We start from the raw sequence: 21,668 nt of genomic DNA, 5'->3' as shown, positions 1-21,668 counted from the left end.
CGCAAATGTCTCCGACTTTGCGTTTTTTTTGCTTCTTATAAATCGTAAACCCACTCAAAAGTCTCCCGACTTTTTACTTATTGTTCTAAAAATAATTAATTTAAATCATTAATAATATTAAAGTCAGAGACTTTGAGACGTTTCTGTTTTCAAATATAATGATAGCAAAAATGGCACAAAGTCGGAGACATTTGCGCAGCGTCGAAAAAAACAAATCAAAGTTCTAAACCCGATATTGCAGATTTGCAATCCGTGCTTGCAACAGTATGAAATAAAACAATTCTCAAATACAAGAGCTACAAGAAATTATGTAGCTTTTTTTTTATATTTACGAAAAAATAAGCCAATCTTTAAAGGCACAGTTTCTAATCTGATACTCATAACTCAATAAAATTAAATGAAACTACTTTCCTTTTTGTTTTTTATTTTTCTTTTCAACTTTTCGTATTCGCAAACCATTGACTTTACGACTGAAAAAGAAATTATTAAACAAACCCTTAGTCAATATTTAGACACAAATCCAAACTCTATCGCTAGTTTTTTTAAAGGGCGAAAAGGCTATAAGCTTACTGCTTTTGGGCTCGAAATGGGAATTGCAATGGAAGAAGATTCGCTAAAAAGAGAAGATCTTAAAAAAGATCTAAATCATTTAAATTACTTTTCTGATTCTATTTCAAATGTTTTAAAAACAAAAAAAATAAAAGTGTTTATTAGCGATACTTTATTTGCTTACAAATATATTCCCACTGCTAACAATCTAAAGAATGAAACCGATTGGAAACAAAACTACCAATATTTACTTTCTGATTTTAAATACAATGAGTTGGCACGAATGGATACAATCATTGGTGAAGAATATATCGATTTGATTAAAAAACAAGTGTACTATAAAGGTGAAGACAAAACATTTTTAAGATCCGAGCTAGATCATTCTTATTATAAATATGAAAAAGAAAATCTTACCTCTAAAGACGAATTCAGTACACGAGGTTCCAAAATATATCGATTGGTTTTAAACAACAATAAAACTAAAGGGTGCTATTTATTTTCTTTTTACTGCAGTCAAAATAAGATTTGTAGAAGTTTTATTTTCATTAAAAAAGAAAATAATAAATGGGTGTATGTAGATGAATATCCATCTTGGATTGTAGACGAATCTTAGCGTGTTTCAAATATTCTAAATTGAAAATTTGCTCTCGCTTGTGCGCAAGATCAAACCAAAATCAAAAATTAATTCGTAATAATTTCTAAAAATGAACGAGACTAAACAAAAAAAGAAAAATTGGCTCAAAATTTTCATAGATAACTTACTTGATTTTATTCTAAAATAAAAAATATGCGCAAAAGTCTAAAAAACTTATTGCGCTTTTTTATTTCAAAAAATCACAACTGCGCCTTACACAAATCATCCAACAACTCCATTTCATCCTCAGGCAATAATTGCAAGGCAATTTCAAGCAAAGTCATTACATTGACATTATTGTCTTTTGTAAAACTCGACAAACTGTTTGCATCTGGATTAAGCAAAATAATACTTGCTTTTAGCAAATCTGAAACCATTAGATTTAATTCGTTATAAGAAGAAACTTTTAGCGGTATTGTATACGAGTTGGTTTCTTTTGGAACTGGTTTTAGTTTGCTGAAGTAGCTTCCTTTATTTATTAATTCTAACAATTCTGCGGCTCTTTCTTTATTTTCTATTTCTATTTTCATGTAAGATTTATTTCACAATTAAAAACAAATATATAAAAAATCAGTAACATACAACCCCTTTTTTACATTCACTTAAAAACAATCGATTACTTGTAATTTCATTTCTATGAAAAGAGAAAGAAAAAGTGAAATTCCAGAAGTTGTAAAAGACCTAGGAATCAAGATTAAAGATATAATTGAAGAAAAGAAATTCAAGAGACGAGAGGTTGCTCATGATGCAGAAATGGATGTTGAAAGTCTAAGAAAATATATAAAAGGCTCGCAAGAAATGAAAGTAAGCACTTTGTTTAAAATTGCACAAGCTCTAAAAATTCATCCAAGTGAATTGATTAAGGATTTGTAATCACGAAAAATTAATGAATACATCTAAAACTATATTAGGAACCATTATTCCGATAGCGATTACAACACTAATTGTTATGGGATTCTTTTTCATTAATCAAATCTTCTTTACTGAACCAAATATAGCTTGCGAAACTTATCAGCTGAGTAATACAACTTACTTAACATATGCCTTAATAATAATCGCTTTTACTAGTTTTTACCAAATTTCTATTGGCAATTTTATTCTTAAGCAAGATAAAAATAGTTTCGTTCTAGGTTTGTTAAACAGTCTTACTTATGCCCTTTTTTATATTGGAATTTTAATCCTAATAAATTTATTTCAAAGAAAAATAGAATGGGATTTCTTTCTTATTTTCTTTTTATTATTTTTTATTTTGGGTCTATTGTTTACTGTATCAATTAAATTGTGGCGAAAAATTGTATTGTAATAAGACATGGAAATTAAGCTAAATTCTGACGAATATATCGATTTTTCGATACAGAAAAATAAATATCTTCCTTTTAAAGTTGAAGATTTATTAAAATTAATAATTATCGTAATGTTTTCTTTTTTTGTTAGTCAAATCTTTTATGATATAAAAAGGTTTAATAAACAGTTCTCAATAACTGATTTAATTCCTTTAGTAATGATGTCAAGTGTTCTTATTATTTTAATAGTTAATTTTTACAAAAGGTTTTTAGTTGCTTATAAATGGGAATATATCGTTACAAATCAAAGATTAATTATTAAAAACCATAAAAATTTAATCGAACATTCTTTTTATTTTAATTGTTTTCCTACTTTAAATTTTGAAGAAAATGCATATGGAAATGGTTACTTAGTAATTGGAGAAAAAGAACCTGTATTTTTAGGATCATCACGTTTAAATCTTAGTGAAAATGACATTGTATTATATAACATCTTAAAGGTTAAAGAAGTATATTCTATTTTGAAATCAAAAATTACAAATTCCCCAAACTAGCGCGAGCATGCATACAACCTACGTAAGAAATCTATTTTTTCATTCTCTTTCCTTCTACTTTTGTCATTTCGACGTAAGGAGAAATCACACTAGAAACTCTGTAAAGTATATTTGTCAATCTTTGTAGATAAACGAGTGTGATTTCTCGTTCCTCGAAATGACAAACTCCATGTATTTGATAAAATTAAACATCATATTTAAAAATGAATAACAATAAAATAATTGCAAATCCAAGTTTTCTTCAAATTGGATTCAGCATATTTGGAATGCTATTTTTTTTATCATTGGCTTATTTAGCATATAATCCTGAAGTCGAATCTTATCAGAAAGCAGATTATGGAGCAATGTGGACTATAATTTCACTCTTTTGCTTCTTCTCGCTAGGTTGCTTATATATGTTATTATGTTCAAAAAAAGTAGAACTGACAAACGAATTTTTATCGATTGAATATCCTTTACTTTTTAAAACTAAAAAAGTTTCACTAGACGATATAAAAAAGGTTTCTGAAGGCAATCACCAAATAAATTCTTCACATGATTCTAGTAGAATTGAAGTTTACAATGGCCGACAAATTACGGTTGAATTTTTTGAACTAAAGAAAATAACAATTACTTCTTTTGAAGTATCGAATTACGAAATACTAGCACAAAATTTAAAAAACGTCACGAAATCCTATTTTAAATTACATACAGGAAATAAAAGTATAAAAAGCTATCAAGGATATGGATGGCTTATCTTTATCATTATTTTGACTGTTGGATTAATCTTTTCATTGATTCAGAAAAATCTAGGGCACTAAACTTAAAAACCCTTGCTAGCGCGAGCGTTTCTCTCGTGAACGCAATTTACTCAGTAAATCTATTTTCTCATTCTATTTCCTTCTAGTTTTGTCCTTTCGAGGAACGAGAAATCACACTAGAAACTTCGCAAAGTATATTTGCCAATCTTTGTAGATAAACTAGTGTGATTTCTCCTAACGTCGAAATGACAAAACTGTGCGGATAAACAAAAAACAACCCTCATTAAATCAGTATTTTATCAAGAAATTTATAAATTAGAAAATACCAAAAACAAATTTACTAACTCGCTGCAGAATTCTCTTATATTTCGAAAAATATAACTACTTTACAAGTTCAAAAATAACCTTTGTACAATCTTAAAAAATAAAACTAATCTCAAAAAAACCAATGAAAGTAACCACCAGTATTTTTACGCTATTACTTATTTCCCAAACTACTTTTGGACAAACAGCTGCAAAAAAAATTGATTCGATTTTTCGTTCGATTGCTACTTATAATCCAGAAATAGCGATGAGCGTAGGATTTGTAGAAAATGGTAATACTACTTTTTTCAACTACGGAAAAATCAGTAAAGAAAGTAAACAGGCTGTAAACGAAAATACTATTTATGAGATTGGCTCGATTACCAAACTTCTTACAGGAAATTTAGTAGCGCAAGCCCACAACGAAGGCAAACTTAAAATTGATGATTTTATAGACGATTATCTGCCAAAAGAATATGTCTTATCAAACGAAATAAAAGGCAAGATCAAAATCTCAGATTTGGCTTCACACCAATCTGGTCTGCCTAATTTTGATTTTAGAAAACTAATGGAAATAAATCCAAAACAGCCATTAGATATAACCAAAGAGAGTGTTCATGCTCTAATAAACGAAAATACAAAACTAATAGATTACGGAAGTTATCGTTATTCTAATATCAGTTATACGTTAATGGGAATGATATTGGAGAAAGTCTACGCAAAGAGTTTTGAAGATATATTGAAAGAAAAAATGCTTCTACCTCTTAAAATGGAAAATACGCTGACTAGTAATTTTAATGTAAAAAATAAAGTTACAGGTTATGAATTTAATGGAGTTCCGCAGGATTTTTTTAACTGGAATTATTTAATCGCTCCCGCAGGTCTTGTAAAATCGAATACTTCAGATTTGACAAAATTGCTAAAAACTATTTTGTCCAATAATGGTGAAATCTCAAAAGCAACAGCAATTGCCGAAACCACGTTTTTTAAAAATACAGAAAGAGAAGTAGGTTTTGGGCAGCAGATGGAACGAGTTGCCGACGATGTTTATTTTTATAAAACAGGAAACACAATGGGATGTGCTACCATATTTGCCTACGATAAAAAATCAAATTGGGGAATGGTAATTTTACTCAACCACAACAGTCCTCAATTAATTGGAGAATTAATGGATGCCAATTACGAGCAGGTCTTTAAGAAAAAGATTGCTTCAAATAACACTAAAAAAATGCAGCTTTAAATGTTGGATTAATAAAAAACAAATCATGGAAAACTTCGACTGAAACGCTTAAAATGGATTTTGAACAAATAATAGTAGGACGAATTATTCTGGAGTTTTTTGGGCGCTTCAGCGAGATTTCTTGGTTATAATTTATGGACTCTTTCCAACGACAATGATTTCAGAACATTTTCAAGTTTCTGGTCACCAAGCGGAAGTAACCAGAAAAAAGATGATAATAGTAATCGAAATCATATGATTGGGGTTCTTTTTTTAGGCGGTTTCATAATGCTGCTCATTCTCTTTAATACGTAATTCAAAAACCATTCAATTAAAATGGGATACAATTTTTATAATGCTGAAACAGAGATTTTATACCTCAATAATTCTAGCGAATACGATACTTTGTCAGTTTTTAAATTCTGCGTAAATAATCTTTACAGAATAAACGAAAGGATTAAAAACGGAGAAACTATCAAAATCATTGAAAATATTGGCAAAGAATATACTAAAACGTATGTAATTGAAAATACGGCAGATTTTAAAAAATGGGTCGAAAAAATATACAACGGAGGTTTTGAAGATTATCTCGAAACTGGAATGAAATAGATTATTCTAAAATAGTATCCATAAAAAAAATCCCAAAAGAAAAACTCTTTTGGGATTTTACTAAACTTAAAACGAAACGATAGTAAACCTACTCCTCTACTTTTAAAATCTCTAATTTGAGATTTCCTTTTTTAGCAGGCCATTCAACAATATCACCTTCTTTGTAACCCACCATTGCAATCCCTTCGTCTGAAAGAACCGAAATTTTGTTTTTACTTGCTTTCGCTTTATCTGGACCTACTAGAAGAATTGTTTTTTCTTCGTTATTGATATGATCTTTGTAAGTAACTTTTCGATCTATCGAAACTACATCTTCAGGCAGATTTTTTCGCAATACTTGCGTAGCATGTTTTAGCTGGCCTAATAAAAGCTCTTCTTCTTGTACGGTTACTTTTTTTCTTCTTACGTGATCTTTAATTAAATCGTATGTTCCTGTTGTTAAAATTATATTTTGTGACATGACTTTCTTGTTGGTTTCATTTTCTCTAAAATAGGACACAACTCTTCAGTGAATAGCACGCAAAACGAACTACTCAGTGATATCCTATCCGGAATAAAAATGAGATTAAATAATAAAAATTAAATACTAAAATATCCCCCTGTCTAGAGTTGTGACAGGGCTAAAGAAATAAACTCTTTTGAGTTTTTTAAGAAAGTATCGTCATGCAAATACAATAACGTGCACATTAAGCACATTAAAGAACTGTTTATTAAATAAAAATTTGCAGTGACCATTATAATATCAAATTATTTTGGCAATATACGCCTTTTTTATCTTACAAAAAAATGAAGCGTCTAGAGAACTTCCTTTAATTTTTCTAGTGCGATCCAATAAAGCAGCAAAATAATTTAACTCCATTTATATTGCAAACTTTTTCCTATTTTTGAGTTGATAAAAAACAGATTATCAATACCATTACAATATATTCCCAGAGTAGTTTTATAATTCATCAATCACCAAAAACAAACCAAACATGATTAAAAAATCCATTTTATCCATTTTAGTTCTTTTGGCAATCACTTTAAATTCCTGCAAACAGGAACCAAAAGAAACACCTGCCCCATTAATTGATGTAAAGACCTTCTTCAAGAATGGAGAAAAAAGCTCTTTCAAAATTTCGCCCGACGGAAATTACTTTAGCTATCGTGCCGATTATAAAGGAAAAACCAACGTTTTTGTTCAGAAAGTAAACGACACCAAAGCGGTTCGCGTAACAAACGACACTTTGCGAAGCATTTTCAATTATTTCTGGAAAGGTGACCGAATTATTTATGCGCAAGACGTAGGCGGAGACGAGAATTTCCAACTCTTTTCGGTAAAAACAGATGGAACCGATTTAAAAGCATTAACACCTTTTCCGGGTGTTAGAAGTGACATTATAGACGCTCTAATTGATGTTCCAGGCAAAGAAAAAGAACTAATTGTACAAATCAACAAAAGGGTAAAAGAATACTTTGATCCTTATCTTTTAAATGTCGAAACTGGAACTCTGACACTTCTTTACGACAACAAGGAAAATTTTGACGGATGGGTTACAGACAATAATGGCGTTATCCGTCTTGCTTCAAAAACGGACGGTGTAAACATTACTTGGAATTATCGAAATTCTGATAAAGAACCTTTTACGCCTCTTATTACCACAACTTTCAAAGATTTCTTTTCTCCTGCTTCTTTTGACAAAGACAATAAAAACATTTATGCTTTGAGTAATATTGGCAAGGATAAAGTGGTTTTGGTTGAATATGACCCAATTGGCAAAAAAAATGTAAAAGAATTGTTTGCTGACCCTAAATATGATTTAGATGCGGTTAATTACGATCGAAAAAAACAAGTCTTGACTTCTGTAACTTGGGAAGCCGAAAAACAAGAAGAACATTTTTTTGATAAAGAATGGGAAGCAATCAAAAACAATCTGAAAAAGCAGATTGAAGGTTACGAAACTGAAATTGTAAACTACGACGATGCAAGAACCAAAGCTATTGTTTGGGCTGGAAACGATAGAACTCCAGGAAAATACTATATATACGATTTCAAAACTACAAAAGTTAAAGAAGTTGCGAATCCGTTTCCTTGGATCGAAGAGAAACACATGAGCCATATTAAACCTATTACGTATAAATCGAGAGATGGTCTTGAAATTCACGGCTATTTAACGCTTCCGTTGGGAGTTGAACCTAAAAATCTGCCTGTCATTATTAACCCTCATGGCGGTCCGTGGGCAAGAGATGGCTGGTATTATAATCCAGAAGTTCAGTTCTTGGCAAATCGTGGTTACGCTGTCTTACAGATGAACTACAGAGGAAGCACCGGTTATGGAAAGGAATTTTGGCAATCTAGTTTTAAACAATGGGGTAAAAAAATGCAAGACGACATTACCGATGGTGTCGAATGGCTGAAAAAAGAAGGCATTGCAGACCCAAATAGAATTGCTATTTATGGCGGTAGTTACGGTGGTTATGCAACACTTGCCGGAATCACTTTTACACCCGATTTGTATGCCGCGGCTGTAGATTATGTGGGCGTGAGCAATTTGTTTACTTTCATGAATACGATTCCGCCTTATTGGACACCTTATCTAGATCAGTTTCATGAAATGGTGGGCGATCCTAAAAAAGATAGTTTGTTGCTGGCCTCTGCATCGCCTGCATTACACGCAGACAAAATAAAAACGCCTTTGTTTATTGCACAAGGAGCAAACGATCCAAGAGTAAATAAAGCTGAAAGCGACCAAATGGTTGAAGCGCTGAAAAAACGTGGTGTCGTTGTAGAATACATGGTTAAAAATGATGAAGGACATGGTTTTAGAAATCAAGACAATCGTTTTGATTTTTATGGCGCCATGGAAAAATTCCTAGACAAACATTTGAAACAAAAGAAATAAATAATATCAAGCGTAAAATTAAAAGCTGCAGAGAAACATTTTCTGCAGCTTTTTTTCTGAAATAAAAAGTAAGAAGAAATAGCTTACATTTGTTTTAATCAATGTTATAATTTTAGATCTCTTTTCGCTAACCGCAAAATACTATAAACCATCATGGAAAACTTCGATTGGACTTCTTTCACCAAAAAAATAGCCGTTAAAGCTCAACTTTCAGACATTTATGATGCGTGGACAAAAGCGAATGAGTTAGAAAAATGGTTTCTCGAAAAAGTATCTTTTTTTGGAGCTAATCAGGAATCTATAAGCAAAGACAAAAACGCAGAAAAGGATAATACGTACGAATGGCTTTGGTATTTGTATGATGATACTATGTCAGGAAAAATCGTTTCTGCCAATGGAATAGATCAATTGCAATTTACTTTTGAAGGAAACTGTCTTGTAGATATAAATCTAAGCCAGAAAGACGATTACACGATTGTAGAACTTCGCCATTATAACATTCCAACAGATGATCATTCGAAACAATACATTAGATTGGGCTGTTCCAACGGTTGGCATTTTTATCTCACAAATCTAAAATCGGTTTACGAAGGTGGATTAGATTTGAGAAATAAGGATCTTAATTTGGATCCGATGATTAACAATTAAAAAAATGCATAACAACCAATAAAACCAAACCAATGAAACCACTAATTACCTCTTTTCTTTTAATTCTCACCTTAACTTTATCCGCACAATCCAATCAATTTGTTGGCGAATATTCTCGTTCACTTTCTGAAAAAGAGAAACATACAATCGAATATAAACTGACTTTAAACCCAGACGGAACTTTTCTGTTTCATTCGTATTCGAAAATCCAAGGCGGAAATTCAGCAGAAGACAATAAATACGGAAAAGGAAAATGGAGTGCAAAAGAAAATCTGATTACATTTTCAACAAACAAAAAAGAAGATTTCGACTCAAAATATACTTTAGATTTCAATAATTCAACCGCTAGATTTATTGCTAAAAATCCGAGAGATAAAAGCAATAAGGTTGTTAAAACCAAACTTCAATTTTTAGAATCGCAAATTTTTTGGATGAAGAGTATCGATATTTTTAAAGTTTAGCCGATTTATGAAAACAGAATGGATTTTAGAAACAAGTATGTAATTTTAAATCAAAATATTACAATCAGAAAAATTACAAATAAAATAAGTATTTCTCAAAATGACACTTGATCCGAAAAATCAAATTTCTTTGCCTTTTTTTATCCTTTTCGTTATTTGCATGTTTTTTAAACCTGTGCTTTGTTTTTTATTGCTTGGTATTGCATGCACCTATTATTCTATTCACACTCTTTTAGTTTTAAACAAATTAAATAAAAATAAAATTGAGTGTTTTGGTAAAATTGTTTCTTACGAAAGTGATAGTGAAGGTTTTAAAACACCTCTCATTGAATTTGAAACTTCTGATGGAAAAACATTTAGAGGAAAACCTTTTATCCATTCGTCATCAGATTTAGATAAATTTAAAACATATAAAGAAAACATAAACAAGAATATTAAAATTCAATACAATTTTAAAGAACCCGAAAATTTTATAATAAAAGACCAGTCTAATGGTTGTACAGTAATTTTAGTAACTGTTATTGGCTTGGTATTTCTTGCTATTTCAATAGGAAATCTTTTAGGCTATAATGATATTTTTTAGACCTTTCTCGATTGAATTAATTAGTATAAAATTATTAAAAAAGCAATAATCCAAAAGAAACCTATGCCTCTTTGCTCTTATGAGCCTTTGATCCTTTCATTCTAATAACCTTTGCCCCTTTCCCATAAAATCCGTACTTTCGCATGTCCAACTAGAAAAGAAAAAATGAAGGTCTGTATTGCTGAGAAACCAAGTGTAGCGCGTGAAATTGCATCTGTTTTGGGTGCCAATACCAAACACGATGGCTATTACGAAGGCAATGGTTATGCTGTAACCTACACTTTTGGACATTTATGCACTTTAAAAGAACCCAACGATTATAAACCGCATTGGAAAAGCTGGGATTTGAATAATCTCCCTATGCTTCCCGAAAAATTTGAAACCAAAGTGGTTCAGAACTCAGGAATTCAAAAGCAGTTTAAAATCATTAAAAGTCTTTTTGACAAAGCCGAAGTCGTTATAAACTGCGGGGATGCTGGACAAGAAGGAGAATTGATTCAGCGCTGGGTGATGAACGAAGCGCATTACAAGGGCGAAATTCAGCGATTATGGATTTCATCTCTTACCACAGAAGCCATTAAAGAAGGTTTTGAAAACTTAAAACCCTCTGCCAACTACGATAATTTATTCTACGCCGGATTTTCTAGAGCTATCGGCGATTGGCTTTTAGGAATGAATGCCACACGTTTGTACACTGTAAAACATGGCGGCTACAAACAAGTTTTGTCTATCGGTCGTGTACAAACGCCAACGTTGGCGATGGTTGTAGAGCGTTTTAGAGAAATCGAAAACTTTAAACCGCAGCCGTATTGGGAATTGCAGACTTTATACAGAGAAACGCTTTTTAGTTACGAAGAAGGACGTTTCCTAAACCAAGAAGATGGACAAGTTATCGCAGCCAAAGTCAAGGAAAGTGATTTCGAAATCGTCTCTGTTGATAAGAAGAACGGAAATGAATATGCTCCAAAGCTTTTCGACTTAACGGGTCTACAAGTTTATTGCAATCAAAAATTTGGATTTTCTGCCGAAGAAACATTGAAGATTGCACAGACTTTGTACGAACAGAAAGTGATTACATATCCCAGAGTTGATACGACTTTTTTACCAGGTGATATATATCCGAAAGTGCCTGGAATTCTGCAGAAATTAACCAATTATGCCGAATTGACTCAGCCTCTTTTAGGAAAAAAAATCAAAAAATCGCCAAAGGTTTTCAATGATAAAAAAGTAACCGATCACCACGCGATTATTCCAACGGGAGTTCAAAATAATCTGCCTCATAATCAGCAGCAGGTTTATGATATTATTACCAGACGTTTTATTGCTGTTTTTTATGATGACTGTTTGGTGGCCAATACCACAGTTATTGGAAAAGCTGCCGATGTGACTTTTAAAGCGACCGGAAAAGAAATCTTGAAGAAAGGTTTCCGCGTTGTTTTTGAAGATCCGAATGCAAAGGAAAAAGAACCCGATTTACTGCCAAGTTTTGTTGTGGGCGAAAAAGGTCCACACGAACCTTCATTTCTTCAAAAAGAAACCAAACCGCCTAATCAGTTTACAGAGGCGACTTTATTGCGTGCCATGGAAACCGCAGGAAAACAGGTTGATGACGAAGATTTACGCGAATTAATGAAAGAAAACGGAATCGGTCGTCCGTCAACGCGTGCGAATATTATTGAGACGCTTTTCAAACGCCAATATATTGTTCGAAACAAAAAACAAGTTTTACCCACTTTGACTGGAATTCAGTTAATTGATACGATTCAGAACGAATTGGTAAAATCGGCCGAACTTACAGGAACTTGGGAAAAACAATTGAAAGATATTGAAAAAGGGACTTTCACCGCAGCGGCCTTCATCAGAAACATGAAACGTATGGTTGAAGCTTTGGTTTATGAAGTTCGAAGCGAAACCAAGCACGCCAATATTTCGCATGCGGCAACGATTCAGAAACCTGTTGTGAAAGCAGAAAAAGAGAAAAAGAAAGCCTCTGGAATTTCAGCAGAAACTTGTCCGAAATGCCAAAAAGGAAAGATACTGAAAGGAAAATCGGCCTTTGGCTGCAGCGAATATAAATCGGGTTGTGATTTTGTACTGCCTTTTGTTTTTCATGATAAAAAAATCACAGAAAGTCAATATTTACGATTGGTTCAAAAAGGTTCTACAGTAAACATAAAAGGCTTTAAAACCGATTCTGGAACTGTGGAAGGCTTAATTCGTTTTGAAGAAAATTACAAACTAAAATTGGAACCTAAGAAAACCGATAAAAAAGCCGAACCCAAAGAAAATTCAGATGCATTGGTTTGTCCGAAATGTAAAAAAGGAACAATCCTAAAAGGCAAAACGGCTTATGGTTGCGCAGAATATAAATCGGGCTGTGATTTTAAAGTGACTTTTGACGAAGTTCGCGAAAAACTAAAAGATCAAAAACCAACTAAGGAATTGGTTTACTCGATTTTGAGTGCAAGTGTTTAGTTTTTTTAGCCACGACTCGACCGAAGGGACAGGCGAAGCAATTCACGAATTTCCACGATTTTTTTTTGAAAATTACTGTATCTATATTATTTGCCACAGATTAAAATGATTAGTACAGATTATTTTTTTTGCCACGACTCGACCGAAGGGACTGACGTAGTAATTATGCAAATTTACACTAATTTATTTCACGCAGATTTTGCAGATTTGTGCAGATTAATTAGATTTTTATTTATCTAAATCTGCGTGGATCAGCTTAAATCTTTTTTAAATCTGCGTGAAATAAAAAAAAGAGAACTTGTGCAAAACACACAGTAAAAAAAATCATTTTAATCCTTTTAATCTGTGGCAGATATAAAAAAAAATCGCGAAAATTTGTGAAATTTGTGGCAAACATTTTTTTCATACATTAGTGCTATCAAAAACCTCATAAATATGTTTCAGAAAATTACTCTTTTAGCTCTTGTATTAGCCGCAGTTTCATGTCAGAAAAAAGAAACCGTAGAAAAAGATAAAATCAAAAAAGCCGACTGGTTAATTGGAAACTGGGAAAACAAAACTCCTGAAGGCATTTTATCTGAAAATTGGCAAAAACTAAACGACAGTACTTTCAGTGCTTCTTCTTATTTTATAAAAGGGAAAGACACTTTGCATTTTGAAACTATTGTTTTGGCTCAGCTAGGCGAAACCCTTACTTACAAAGCAACAGTAAAAGGGCAAAACGAAGACAAACCGGTCTTCTTCCCTTCTACTTCAGAAACAGAGCAACAATTGATTTTTGAAAATCCGAAACACGATTATCCTCAAAAAATCACGTATACAAAAGGTGTAAATAATACTTTGACAGCTGAAATTTCTGGGAATTTGAATGGAAAACCAAGTTCTGAGAAGTTTGTTATGACGAAGAAATAATTTTTTTACTTAATTTATGATTTTCTTTGATAAATTAATTGACTTTGTTTTTGATGAGAGAAAAAAAATCTCTTCGAAGGCAGCCATCATTACACTCTCCCTTTTGGGAATTTTACTTGTAGATAACTTAGTTGGATTTTCGTATAATTACAAAATCAGTAATAAAATAGAACAAATTCAGAAATTGAATTTAATAATTTTGGATACTAAAGCCGATGATGCCACAAAAGGTAGTATGCTAAAGTTAAGAGATGAAGTTGTTAATCGTAAAAACATCATAGAGATCTTCTCAGAATATATCTCAAGTTTTTCTTCAAATAAAACCATTATAAATAAATCTAGAAATGATAACGTTAAAGTAAATGTAATTGAATCTAGAAATTCAGCATTCCATTTAACCTCATCAATCTTATTTTATTTTTTAGCTATTATAATGATTCCTATGATGTTCTTTTTAGATAGAACCTCTTCTTTTTCACAGAGAATCGCAATGGGGCTTATCTTAAGTTTGATGTTTGCTGGTATTGGAATATTTTTGTTTTGGCTATGCAGTTTAATTCCAAAAATTTGGGATGGTTCTTGGATTATAAATTATATAATAAACATTCTAATTCAAGGCTCTTTTATATATTTACTCTTTAAATTTGCTCCAAAAGCAACAAACCATTAAATATAATCTTTAAATCTTCTCACAACTAAAAACAAAAACTACTCATTCTCGCCGATCTTATTCACCATAAAAATCATCAGAATACCAAGAAGCGCCATAACAAGAAACGCCCATTTCATACTTAAATACTCGGAGATAAAACCAACCATTGGCGGAACCAATAAAAATCCGAGGTAACCAATTGTTGATATCGAAGTTAAAGCAGAACCACTGCTTAATTTTGAAGATCTTCCGGCAATACTAAATACTAACGGAACCACGCAAGAAACCCCAAATCCGATTAAAACATAACCGAAAATTGTTGGGTAGGCATACGGCAAAATAAAACAAACACCGAAACCAGCTGTGATTAAAATTCCGCTATAAAGCAAGATTTTTTTAGTTCCAAATTTCATTACGCCATAATCTCCAAATATACGTCCTAACGTTACTGCCGAAGCAAAAAACACGAATGCTGCACTGGTTAATTTTGGAGAAGCTTTCAATATATTTTCGAAATAAATTCCGCTCCAGTCGTACATGGTATTTTCACAAGCCATTGAAACGAAACAAATTAGAGAGAATTTTACCAGATTTTTTTCCGGCATCGAGAAGAACTTCTTTTTAACTGGAACAGGTTCATTGTGAATACTCATCGGATAAAAACAAGCCGTTAGCGCCAGCATAAAAATACTTACTCCCAATAAATGATGCGATGGTGCAATTTTCTGCGTCACCATTACATAACCTAATCCCGCACCCGAGAAAACGGCAATACTCCAAACGGCATGAAAACGCGTAATAATAGATTTCGGATATAGTTTCTGCACTTCTAGAGACTGTGCATTTATAGATAAATTGAAAATATTACGAGAAGCCCCAAAGAATAAAAGTATAATAACCAACTGCCAAACAAATGCCGCCAAACCAGGCAAAGACAGTGCAATATTGAACATAACCGCACCAAGAAGCATGATATAACGGCTGCTGTATTTATTTAATAGTTTTCCTGTAAAAGGCATTGTTAGCATTAAACCTATCGGAAAAGCAAATAAAACTGCACCAAATTCGGCCTCAGACAATTTTAATTGGGCTTGTATATGTGGAATTCTTGAAACCCACGAAGAATATCCAAAACCAGAAAGGAAGAAAAAAACAGTATTGGCAATACGATATCCTCTAGGCGTATTTTGAATCTTTTTAAAGAATGGTAAAATCATGAAGTCATTTTTCAGATTGCAAAATTAAGGCTTTAAAACTTTATCTCGTTAAAACATCAACTAAGAATTTCATTTTAATTATCTCAATAATCAACATTTAACAATTTCAAAACTAAACGACAAAAAATAAAATTGTCAAAGTTATTTTAATTTTTACATTTGCATTGTTTTTATTTATTCTAAATAAATATTATTTATAAACCAATTAATAAATAGCAATGAATTACCTCAGTTTGAAAACTACACGTTTTCTATTTTCTATCAGTTTTTTATTTTCATTCTTATCGGTTTTTGCACAAAACCACGGAAAAATTAAAGGAACCATAACTACCTCAGACGGCGATGCTGCTGCAGGTGTAAATATTATTCTTAAAAACTCTAAATATGGTACTGTTTCTAATGACGATGGTACTTTTGATTTTAATAAAGTAAGAGCCAATTCTTATACACTTCAAGTATCTTTGGCAGGTTACGAAACCGCAGAAACTGAAGTTACAGTAACAGAAAATGAAACCTCAACAATTAATTTAAAGCTTAAGGTTTCTAATAAGGAATTAAATGAAGTTATCGTAAATGGCAAGAAAAGCAACTTATCAAAAAAAACCGATTATGTTGCCAGAATGCCACTTAAGAACCTGGAAAATCCTCAGGTTTATAATGTTATTCACAAAGAACTATTACAAGAGCAAATTGCGGTAGACATAAGAAGCGCGGTTCAAAATGCTACGGGCGCAATCTCAAAAATATATCCTTCTGGCGGACTTGAAATTAGTTTTAGAGGATTCAGCACGGGTGTAAATGCACGAAACGGTATGGAGACTCTTTCTGGGAGAAGCTCAATCTCAATTGATAATGCCGAACGAATTGAGGTGCTAAAAGGGCCTTCTGGAACTTTGTTTGGTTCTTCTGTTTCTTCATTTGGAGGAGTTGTAAACTTGGTTACCAAAAAGCCTTTTGAAACTAGCAAAACAGAGATATCTTATACAGGAGGAAGCTTTGGACTACAGCGCGTTGCGGTTGATTTTAATATGCCTTTGACTCAGGACAAAAAAGTTTTGTTTAGAATGAACGCTTCGGCAAATACTGAAAACAGCTTCTTAAATTATGGTTTTAATAAAACGGTCTTATTTGCACCGAGCATTATTTATAAAGCAACCGATAGGTTAACGCTGAGTCTAGACACCGAGATTTTCAATACCAACAACACACGTCCGACTTACGGACGTTCGTATGCGGCAGGACTTACCAACCCAACAGACCTAAAAGTAGATTACAGAACAAGCTTATTTGCAGATGATCTTGATGCTAAAACAAGTTCTCCTAAAATATTTGCTCAGGCAGAATATAAACTTTCTGACAACTGGAAATCTACCACACTATTCTCATTGGTAGACGAACGTGTCGATCATAGTTATCAGTACTACACTGCATGGAAATCGCCGACAGAAGTTCAAAGAATGGTATCCCGTTTTGGGCCAATTCATAATAATTTTACCAATTTTCAAGAAAATATTAATGGTGAATTTTCTACAGGAAGCATCAAACATAAACTCTTAACAGGTATTAATTACAGATTTACAAAAGGAACATTTAAATATGCTACCACACAAGTATTAGATGAAATTGATGTAACAACAGATTTCGAACCAATTCGAAAAAGCGATGTAGACCCAAAATTGAAAGAAATGCAATTTGGCGTTCCAAATGAGCAGACTTTTAGTGTTTATGCTTCAGATGTAGTTAGCTTTACAGATCGCTTATCTGTAATGCTTAGTCTTCGTTTGGATAACTTTGTTCAGAAAAAAATCGAAGATACAGAGGGTTACAACCAAACTGCTTTGTCTCCAAAATTAGGTTTGGTTTATGAAGTAGTTAAAGATCAGGTTTCTTTATTTGGAAATTATATGAATGGTTTTCAAAATTCGGGTCCAGTAAATCAGCCAGATGGATCAATATTAATCTTAAAACCAGTTTATGCCAATCAATACGAAGGTGGTGTAAAAGTAGAAGCTTTCAATAAAAAATTAAGCACAACACTAAGCTATTATAACATTACCATTGATAATGCTACAAGAACAAAACCGGACGGATATAATGTTCAGGATGGAAAACAAGTAAGTAAAGGAATTGATTTTGAATTCATTGCCAATCCGATAAACGGTTTAAACATGACGGCTGGTTATGCTTATAATGACAATCGTATCGTTAAATCGTCTGACCCTTTAATTGAAGGCAACAAGGCTAGCGGCGCACCAGAAAATGTGCTGAATTTTTGGGTTTCGTACAAACTTCAAAACACACTAAAAAATTTAGGCTTTGGTTTTGGAGGAAATTATGTAGACAAACAATATAAATTTGAAGACGAAAGCTTTTATGCTCCTTCTTATTCTATTTATAGTGCAACAGTATTTTACGACAGACCCGTTTGGAGACTTGGAGTTAAATTCAACAACCTGACCAACACAAAATATTGGGATTCTTATGGAATGGCTCAAACTCCAGCAAACTTCTTAGTAAACCTAACTGTAAGACTTTAGTTTTCTTATTCAAATAATTTCTAAAACCTCGAAATCTGTTCAATATGGAATGAATTTCGAGGTTTTTTTGTGTTTTATTTTTAATTATTCTAAATAAGACTTATGTTTGTAAAAAATATCATCTAATAATTTAAACTTGATCTTATGAAATCAAATACTTTAAAAACACTAAGCTTTTTATTTCTAATGCTTTTTGCTGCACCTCAGCTTTTTGCTCATGCTTTATGGATTGAAACCAAAGCAACTGGAACGAAAGGAAAAGCTCAGGAAATTTCTGTTTATTTTGGAGAATTCTCTGATAATGATATTACAAAAGCTGATAAATGGTTTTCTGATTTAAAGGATTTCTCGTTAGTTGTAATTTCTCCTTCAAAAAAAGAAACTAAATTAACTTCTAAAGCTTTAGACAATAAATACCAAGCTTTCTTTACACCAGACGAAGACGGAGTTTATACCATCGTAATGCACCATACCGTTGGAGATGTTTACGGAACAATGAAATTAGACTACAATTCTAGCGCAACGGTTGTTGTTGGAAATAAAGCTGCGGGAAACAATATTACATCTAACACAAATAAAATTGCTGTCTTCTCAGAACAAGCAGATGTTGCAAAAAAAGATACTAAAATCACGGGAGTAGCTTCTTATGATGGAGCTATCGCAAAAGAAACAAAAATTAAAGTTATCGCTCCGAACGGGTGGGAAAAAGAATTATGGACAAATGATAAAGGAGAATTTTCTTTTACTCCTATCTGGTCTGGAAACTATATGGTAGAATATGCTCATACAGAGAAATCTGCGGGTGAACATAACGGAAAAAAATACGATGAAATCTGGAAAATGGCAACTTACCAAATTGCTGTAAAATAACTTCAGGAAATCTCATTCTTAGGTTTTAATTTCAATTGAAACAGGGCTGACTCAAAAATGAGCCAGCCCTGTTTTTTTTTGTAAAAATGCCTTTGTAGAACATCCTATGATGGATTTTAATTCATTTTAAATACAAAATTAAAATAACATTAGAAAATTCTTAAGCAAATCTTAAGAAAAGACTAAGAAAGGTTTAAGTAAGAAATCCAGTTCATAATTTCCTGTTAAAGAATATGTCTATTTATATTTGCATTCGATAATTTTTATTGAATCTAAATAAATACCATGAAATATAATTTACTATTTGTATTAGGATTATTGAGTTTTGCCTCTTATGCGCAAGATTATTCAAGCGCCGAATCTACTTCTTCAGTAAACGATACCGTTAAGAATAAAAAAGGGGAAATTTTAAATGAAGTAGTTGTTACTAAAACCAAAGAACCAAAACCCGTAACAGCGGTTCGCTCTGGATTAAAACCAATGGATAATCCACAAAGCATACAAGTTATTGGTTCTGAAATTATCGAACAACAGCAAGCAATTAGATTAAGCGAAGTTCTTAAAAACGCTAACGGTGTTTACGTTGGTTCTGCTCGTGGTGGTGCGCAGGAATCTTTTTTCTCTAGAGGTTATGACATGTCTGCAAACAATATGTTTAAAAACGGATTCCGTTATAATGCAGGATCAATTCCAGATGTTTCTGGCTTAGATAAAGTAGAATTCTTAAAAGGTGGTTCAGCATTACTATTTGGAAACGTAGCGCCAGGAGGAATTCTTAATTTAGTAACCAAAACACCTCAATTTAAAAGTGGCGGAGAAGTTTCAATGCAAATTGGAAGCTACTCTTATTATAAGCCAGCATTTGATTTATACGGAGGTCTTACTAAATCAATCGCATTTAGAATTAACGGTTCTTACGAGAATTCTGAAAGCTTTAGAGATGTTGTAAAAAACAAACGTGTATATGTAAATCCATCGTTGCTTTTTATCATTAATCCTAAAACTCAAATTACACTACAAGGAGATTATTTAAGTGCAGATTGGACACCTGATTTTGGAACTGGAATCATTGGCACGCAAATTCTTGATTTGCCTAGAAATACTTTTTATGGAGCACTTTGGTCTAATGGTAACACAAAATCGGCTAGTGCATCTGTACTCTTAAATCACGATTTCAATAAAAACTGGAAATTAAACTTTAATTCTTCTTTCCAGAATTATGATAGAGCTTCGAAATCTACAGCACAATTATCTTCTGTAAAAGACAATGGAGACTGGACAAGACCTTTGGTTCAAAATGACAACTCAGAACAAATTTTAGGAGATCAATTAAGTCTTCAAGGAAACTTTAATACAGGATCTGTAAAACATCAAATTTTTACAGGTGCAGACTGGGAAAACTCGTTTGCAACAGCCTATACTTTTGCATTTAATCCTGCAAATTATGATACCATCAATCTATTCAACTTTGATCCGTCAACACAAAGAAATGATATTCCAGATGCTAGAGCAACTCAAATTGCAAAAACAGAAACCAACCGTTTTGGTGTCTATTTTCAGGATTTAATTTCGATTACAGAGAAGTTTAAAGTATTAGCAGGTGTACGTTGGTCTTGGCAAGAAGCCGAAGTTACAACTTACAAAGAAACTTTTGCTGGAGGAAAACAAACTGTTACGCCTGAAAATGCAGTTCCTACAGTAGGCGCTAAAAAATTAGACAATGCATTTTCTCCAAAATTTGGATTAATTTATCAGCCTAGAAAAGAGGTTTCTATCTTTGGTAGCTACTCTACTTCGTTTACTCCAAACACAGGAACTACAGCAGATTTAAAACCAATTGAGCCTTCTATTATTGATCAATATGAAGCTGGTATTAAAACCGATTTCCTACAAGGATTGTTAAGCACAAATATTACGGTATATCAAATTACAAACAGCAACTTGGCTCAAACTGCAGAATTTAAAGCTGATGGAAGTTTAAACACAGACACAAACGTAAAAGTTTTAAGTGGCGAAACTAAAAGTAAAGGTGTTGAAGTGGATGTTACTGCAAGACCAATTGATGGACTTAGCATAATTGCAGGTTACAGCTACAACGATATGCGTTATACTAAAACATCTGGTTTAAACGGAAGTTTTATTGAAGGCGATCGTCTTGTTAGAACTCCAGCAAATACAGCAAACTTAAGTTTCTTTTATACGGTACAAGAAGGTTTATTTAAAAATTTATCTGTTGGAGCTGTTGGAAACTACATCGGTGATCGTTTAGGAGGCTGGAATGACCAATACAGTACAGATCTTACTAAATATCCTGATGGAATCTACCATAGAGAAATTCCGTTAGAAGGTTATGTTACAATTGATGCCTCTGTTGGATATACTTGGAGAAAATTCTCAATCCTTTGTAAATTATCAAACATTACAAACGAATTAAATTACACCGTTCACGAAAATTATAGTGTGAACCCAATAGCGCCTCGTCAAGTTATGACTAGCTTGCGCTACAAGTTCTAAAATATTGAATTAGAGTTTTGATTTTA

20 protein-coding genes are annotated in these 21,668 nt (G+C 32.5%); 17 read left to right on the top strand and 3 right to left on the bottom strand.

Annotation, left to right across the window (positions count from 1 at the left end; genetic code table 11):
- Window positions 1–397 precede the first annotated feature (397 nt).
- Window positions 398–1,162, top strand: a complete 765-nt coding sequence (locus tag SOM12_RS14930) for a hypothetical protein (protein ID WP_320494016.1) — start codon at window positions 398–400, stop codon at window positions 1,160–1,162.
- Window positions 1,163–1,383: 221 nt separating this feature from the next.
- On the opposite strand, the gene SOM12_RS14925 is transcribed toward SOM12_RS14930, so the two are convergent.
- Window positions 1,384–1,713: a hypothetical protein gene (locus SOM12_RS14925; protein WP_320494015.1), complete on the bottom strand. Its 330-nt coding sequence runs from the start codon at window positions 1,711–1,713 to the stop codon at window positions 1,384–1,386.
- 106 nt (window positions 1,714–1,819) lie between these two features.
- On the opposite strand from SOM12_RS14925, the gene SOM12_RS14920 reads away from it, so the two are divergent.
- From SOM12_RS14920 to SOM12_RS14895, 6 genes are all read left to right on the top strand, one after another.
- Window positions 1,820–2,056, top strand: a complete 237-nt coding sequence (locus tag SOM12_RS14920; protein ID WP_111283324.1) for a helix-turn-helix domain-containing protein — start codon at window positions 1,820–1,822, stop codon at window positions 2,054–2,056.
- Window positions 2,057–2,069: 13 nt separating this feature from the next.
- On the top strand, window positions 2,070–2,486 hold the full coding sequence (locus SOM12_RS14915) for a hypothetical protein (protein ID WP_320494013.1): 417 nt from the start codon (window positions 2,070–2,072) through the stop codon (window positions 2,484–2,486).
- Window positions 2,487–2,492: 6 nt separating this feature from the next.
- A complete protein-coding gene (locus tag SOM12_RS14910; RefSeq protein WP_320494012.1) occupies window positions 2,493–3,020 on the top strand; it encodes a hypothetical protein in 528 nt (175 codons plus the stop codon).
- 203 nt (window positions 3,021–3,223) lie between these two features.
- Window positions 3,224–3,820 (top strand): hypothetical protein, encoded by a 597-nt coding sequence (locus SOM12_RS14905; RefSeq protein ID WP_320494011.1) that lies wholly within the window; start codon window positions 3,224–3,226, stop codon window positions 3,818–3,820.
- A gap of 388 nt (window positions 3,821–4,208) precedes the next feature.
- Window positions 4,209–5,303 (top strand): serine hydrolase domain-containing protein, encoded by a 1,095-nt coding sequence (locus SOM12_RS14900; RefSeq protein ID WP_320494010.1) that lies wholly within the window; start codon window positions 4,209–4,211, stop codon window positions 5,301–5,303.
- A gap of 315 nt (window positions 5,304–5,618) precedes the next feature.
- Window positions 5,619–5,891 carry a hypothetical protein gene (locus tag SOM12_RS14895; protein WP_320494009.1) on the top strand — a complete coding sequence of 91 codons (273 nt, stop codon included), beginning with the start codon at window positions 5,619–5,621 and terminating at the stop codon, window positions 5,889–5,891.
- An 88-nt stretch (window positions 5,892–5,979) separates the two neighbouring features.
- Here SOM12_RS14895 and SOM12_RS14890 read toward each other — a convergent pair whose 3' ends face one another.
- Window positions 5,980–6,351, bottom strand: a complete 372-nt coding sequence (locus SOM12_RS14890) for a GreA/GreB family elongation factor (protein WP_320494008.1) — start codon at window positions 6,349–6,351, stop codon at window positions 5,980–5,982.
- A 514-nt stretch (window positions 6,352–6,865) separates the two neighbouring features.
- Between SOM12_RS14890 and SOM12_RS14885 the strand changes: the two genes are divergently transcribed.
- The 7 genes from SOM12_RS14885 to SOM12_RS14855 all read left to right on the top strand — a co-directional run bounded on the left by SOM12_RS14885 (window position 6,866) and on the right by SOM12_RS14855 (window position 14,522).
- On the top strand, window positions 6,866–8,773 hold the full coding sequence (locus SOM12_RS14885) for a S9 family peptidase (RefSeq protein WP_320494007.1): 1,908 nt from the start codon (window positions 6,866–6,868) through the stop codon (window positions 8,771–8,773).
- A 153-nt stretch (window positions 8,774–8,926) separates the two neighbouring features.
- The gene (locus SOM12_RS14880) at window positions 8,927–9,421 is read left to right on the top strand and encodes an SRPBCC domain-containing protein (RefSeq protein ID WP_320494006.1); all 495 of its coding nucleotides are present in this window, start codon (window positions 8,927–8,929) and stop codon (window positions 9,419–9,421) included.
- A gap of 32 nt (window positions 9,422–9,453) precedes the next feature.
- Entirely contained in the window at window positions 9,454–9,882 is a 429-nt protein-coding gene (locus SOM12_RS14875; protein ID WP_320494004.1) for a copper resistance protein NlpE N-terminal domain-containing protein, read from the top strand.
- 175 nt (window positions 9,883–10,057) lie between these two features.
- Entirely contained in the window at window positions 10,058–10,465 is a 408-nt protein-coding gene (locus SOM12_RS14870; protein ID WP_320494003.1) for a DUF3592 domain-containing protein, read from the top strand.
- Between the two features lie 165 nt (window positions 10,466–10,630).
- Window positions 10,631–12,940 (top strand): DNA topoisomerase 3, encoded by a 2,310-nt coding sequence (locus SOM12_RS14865; RefSeq protein ID WP_320494001.1) that lies wholly within the window; start codon window positions 10,631–10,633, stop codon window positions 12,938–12,940.
- A 435-nt stretch (window positions 12,941–13,375) separates the two neighbouring features.
- Window positions 13,376–13,852 (top strand): DUF6265 family protein, encoded by a 477-nt coding sequence (locus tag SOM12_RS14860; protein ID WP_095929816.1) that lies wholly within the window; start codon window positions 13,376–13,378, stop codon window positions 13,850–13,852.
- A gap of 16 nt (window positions 13,853–13,868) precedes the next feature.
- Window positions 13,869–14,522 (top strand): hypothetical protein, encoded by a 654-nt coding sequence (locus SOM12_RS14855; RefSeq protein WP_320493998.1) that lies wholly within the window; start codon window positions 13,869–13,871, stop codon window positions 14,520–14,522.
- Window positions 14,523–14,560: 38 nt separating this feature from the next.
- Here the strand turns inward: SOM12_RS14855 and SOM12_RS14850 are convergent, their stop codons facing one another.
- Window positions 14,561–15,721 (bottom strand): MFS transporter, encoded by a 1,161-nt coding sequence (locus SOM12_RS14850; RefSeq protein WP_095929814.1) that lies wholly within the window; start codon window positions 15,719–15,721, stop codon window positions 14,561–14,563.
- A 218-nt stretch (window positions 15,722–15,939) separates the two neighbouring features.
- Here SOM12_RS14850 and SOM12_RS14845 point away from each other — a divergent pair, with 218 nt between their 5' ends.
- The 3 genes from SOM12_RS14845 to SOM12_RS14835 all read left to right on the top strand — a co-directional run bounded on the left by SOM12_RS14845 (window position 15,940) and on the right by SOM12_RS14835 (window position 21,642).
- Complete coding sequence (locus SOM12_RS14845) at window positions 15,940–18,258, top strand: TonB-dependent receptor (RefSeq protein ID WP_320493997.1); 2,319 nt, start codon at window positions 15,940–15,942, stop codon at window positions 18,256–18,258.
- A gap of 144 nt (window positions 18,259–18,402) precedes the next feature.
- Window positions 18,403–19,128 (top strand): DUF4198 domain-containing protein, encoded by a 726-nt coding sequence (locus tag SOM12_RS14840; protein WP_320493996.1) that lies wholly within the window; start codon window positions 18,403–18,405, stop codon window positions 19,126–19,128.
- Window positions 19,129–19,413: 285 nt separating this feature from the next.
- Window positions 19,414–21,642 (top strand): TonB-dependent siderophore receptor, encoded by a 2,229-nt coding sequence (locus tag SOM12_RS14835; protein WP_320493994.1) that lies wholly within the window; start codon window positions 19,414–19,416, stop codon window positions 21,640–21,642.
- Window positions 21,643–21,668: the final 26 nt, after the last annotated feature.

The sequence above is a fragment of the Flavobacterium sp. CFBP9031 genome, assembly GCF_034044945.1.
In the GTDB taxonomy this organism is placed as follows: Bacteria; Bacteroidota; Bacteroidia; order Flavobacteriales; family Flavobacteriaceae; genus Flavobacterium.
This window is presented reverse-complemented; position numbering and strand designations above follow the sequence as displayed.

Bases quoted from the DNA above. Each gene is read 5' to 3' on its own strand.
- SOM12_RS14930 (WP_320494016.1), top strand. From the start codon at position 398: ATGAAACTACTTTCCTTTTTGTTTTTTATTTTTCTTTTCAACTTTTCG.
- SOM12_RS14925 (WP_320494015.1), bottom strand. From the start codon at position 1,713: ATGAAAATAGAAATAGAAAATAAAGAAAGAGCCGCAGAATTGTTAGAA.
- SOM12_RS14920 (WP_111283324.1), top strand. From the start codon at position 1,820: ATGAAAAGAGAAAGAAAAAGTGAAATTCCAGAAGTTGTAAAAGACCTA.
- SOM12_RS14915 (WP_320494013.1), top strand. From the start codon at position 2,070: ATGAATACATCTAAAACTATATTAGGAACCATTATTCCGATAGCGATT.
- SOM12_RS14910 (WP_320494012.1), top strand. From the start codon at position 2,493: ATGGAAATTAAGCTAAATTCTGACGAATATATCGATTTTTCGATACAG.
- SOM12_RS14905 (WP_320494011.1), top strand. From the start codon at position 3,224: ATGAATAACAATAAAATAATTGCAAATCCAAGTTTTCTTCAAATTGGA.
- SOM12_RS14900 (WP_320494010.1), top strand. From the start codon at position 4,209: ATGAAAGTAACCACCAGTATTTTTACGCTATTACTTATTTCCCAAACT.
- SOM12_RS14895 (WP_320494009.1), top strand. From the start codon at position 5,619: ATGGGATACAATTTTTATAATGCTGAAACAGAGATTTTATACCTCAAT.
- SOM12_RS14890 (WP_320494008.1), bottom strand. From the start codon at position 6,351: ATGTCACAAAATATAATTTTAACAACAGGAACATACGATTTAATTAAA.
- SOM12_RS14885 (WP_320494007.1), top strand. From the start codon at position 6,866: ATGATTAAAAAATCCATTTTATCCATTTTAGTTCTTTTGGCAATCACT.
- SOM12_RS14880 (WP_320494006.1), top strand. From the start codon at position 8,927: ATGGAAAACTTCGATTGGACTTCTTTCACCAAAAAAATAGCCGTTAAA.
- SOM12_RS14875 (WP_320494004.1), top strand. From the start codon at position 9,454: ATGAAACCACTAATTACCTCTTTTCTTTTAATTCTCACCTTAACTTTA.
- SOM12_RS14865 (WP_320494001.1), top strand. From the start codon at position 10,631: ATGAAGGTCTGTATTGCTGAGAAACCAAGTGTAGCGCGTGAAATTGCA.
- SOM12_RS14860 (WP_095929816.1), top strand. From the start codon at position 13,376: ATGTTTCAGAAAATTACTCTTTTAGCTCTTGTATTAGCCGCAGTTTCA.
- SOM12_RS14855 (WP_320493998.1), top strand. From the start codon at position 13,869: ATGATTTTCTTTGATAAATTAATTGACTTTGTTTTTGATGAGAGAAAA.
- SOM12_RS14850 (WP_095929814.1), bottom strand. From the start codon at position 15,721: ATGATTTTACCATTCTTTAAAAAGATTCAAAATACGCCTAGAGGATAT.
- SOM12_RS14845 (WP_320493997.1), top strand. From the start codon at position 15,940: ATGAATTACCTCAGTTTGAAAACTACACGTTTTCTATTTTCTATCAGT.
- SOM12_RS14840 (WP_320493996.1), top strand. From the start codon at position 18,403: ATGAAATCAAATACTTTAAAAACACTAAGCTTTTTATTTCTAATGCTT.
- SOM12_RS14835 (WP_320493994.1), top strand. From the start codon at position 19,414: ATGAAATATAATTTACTATTTGTATTAGGATTATTGAGTTTTGCCTCT.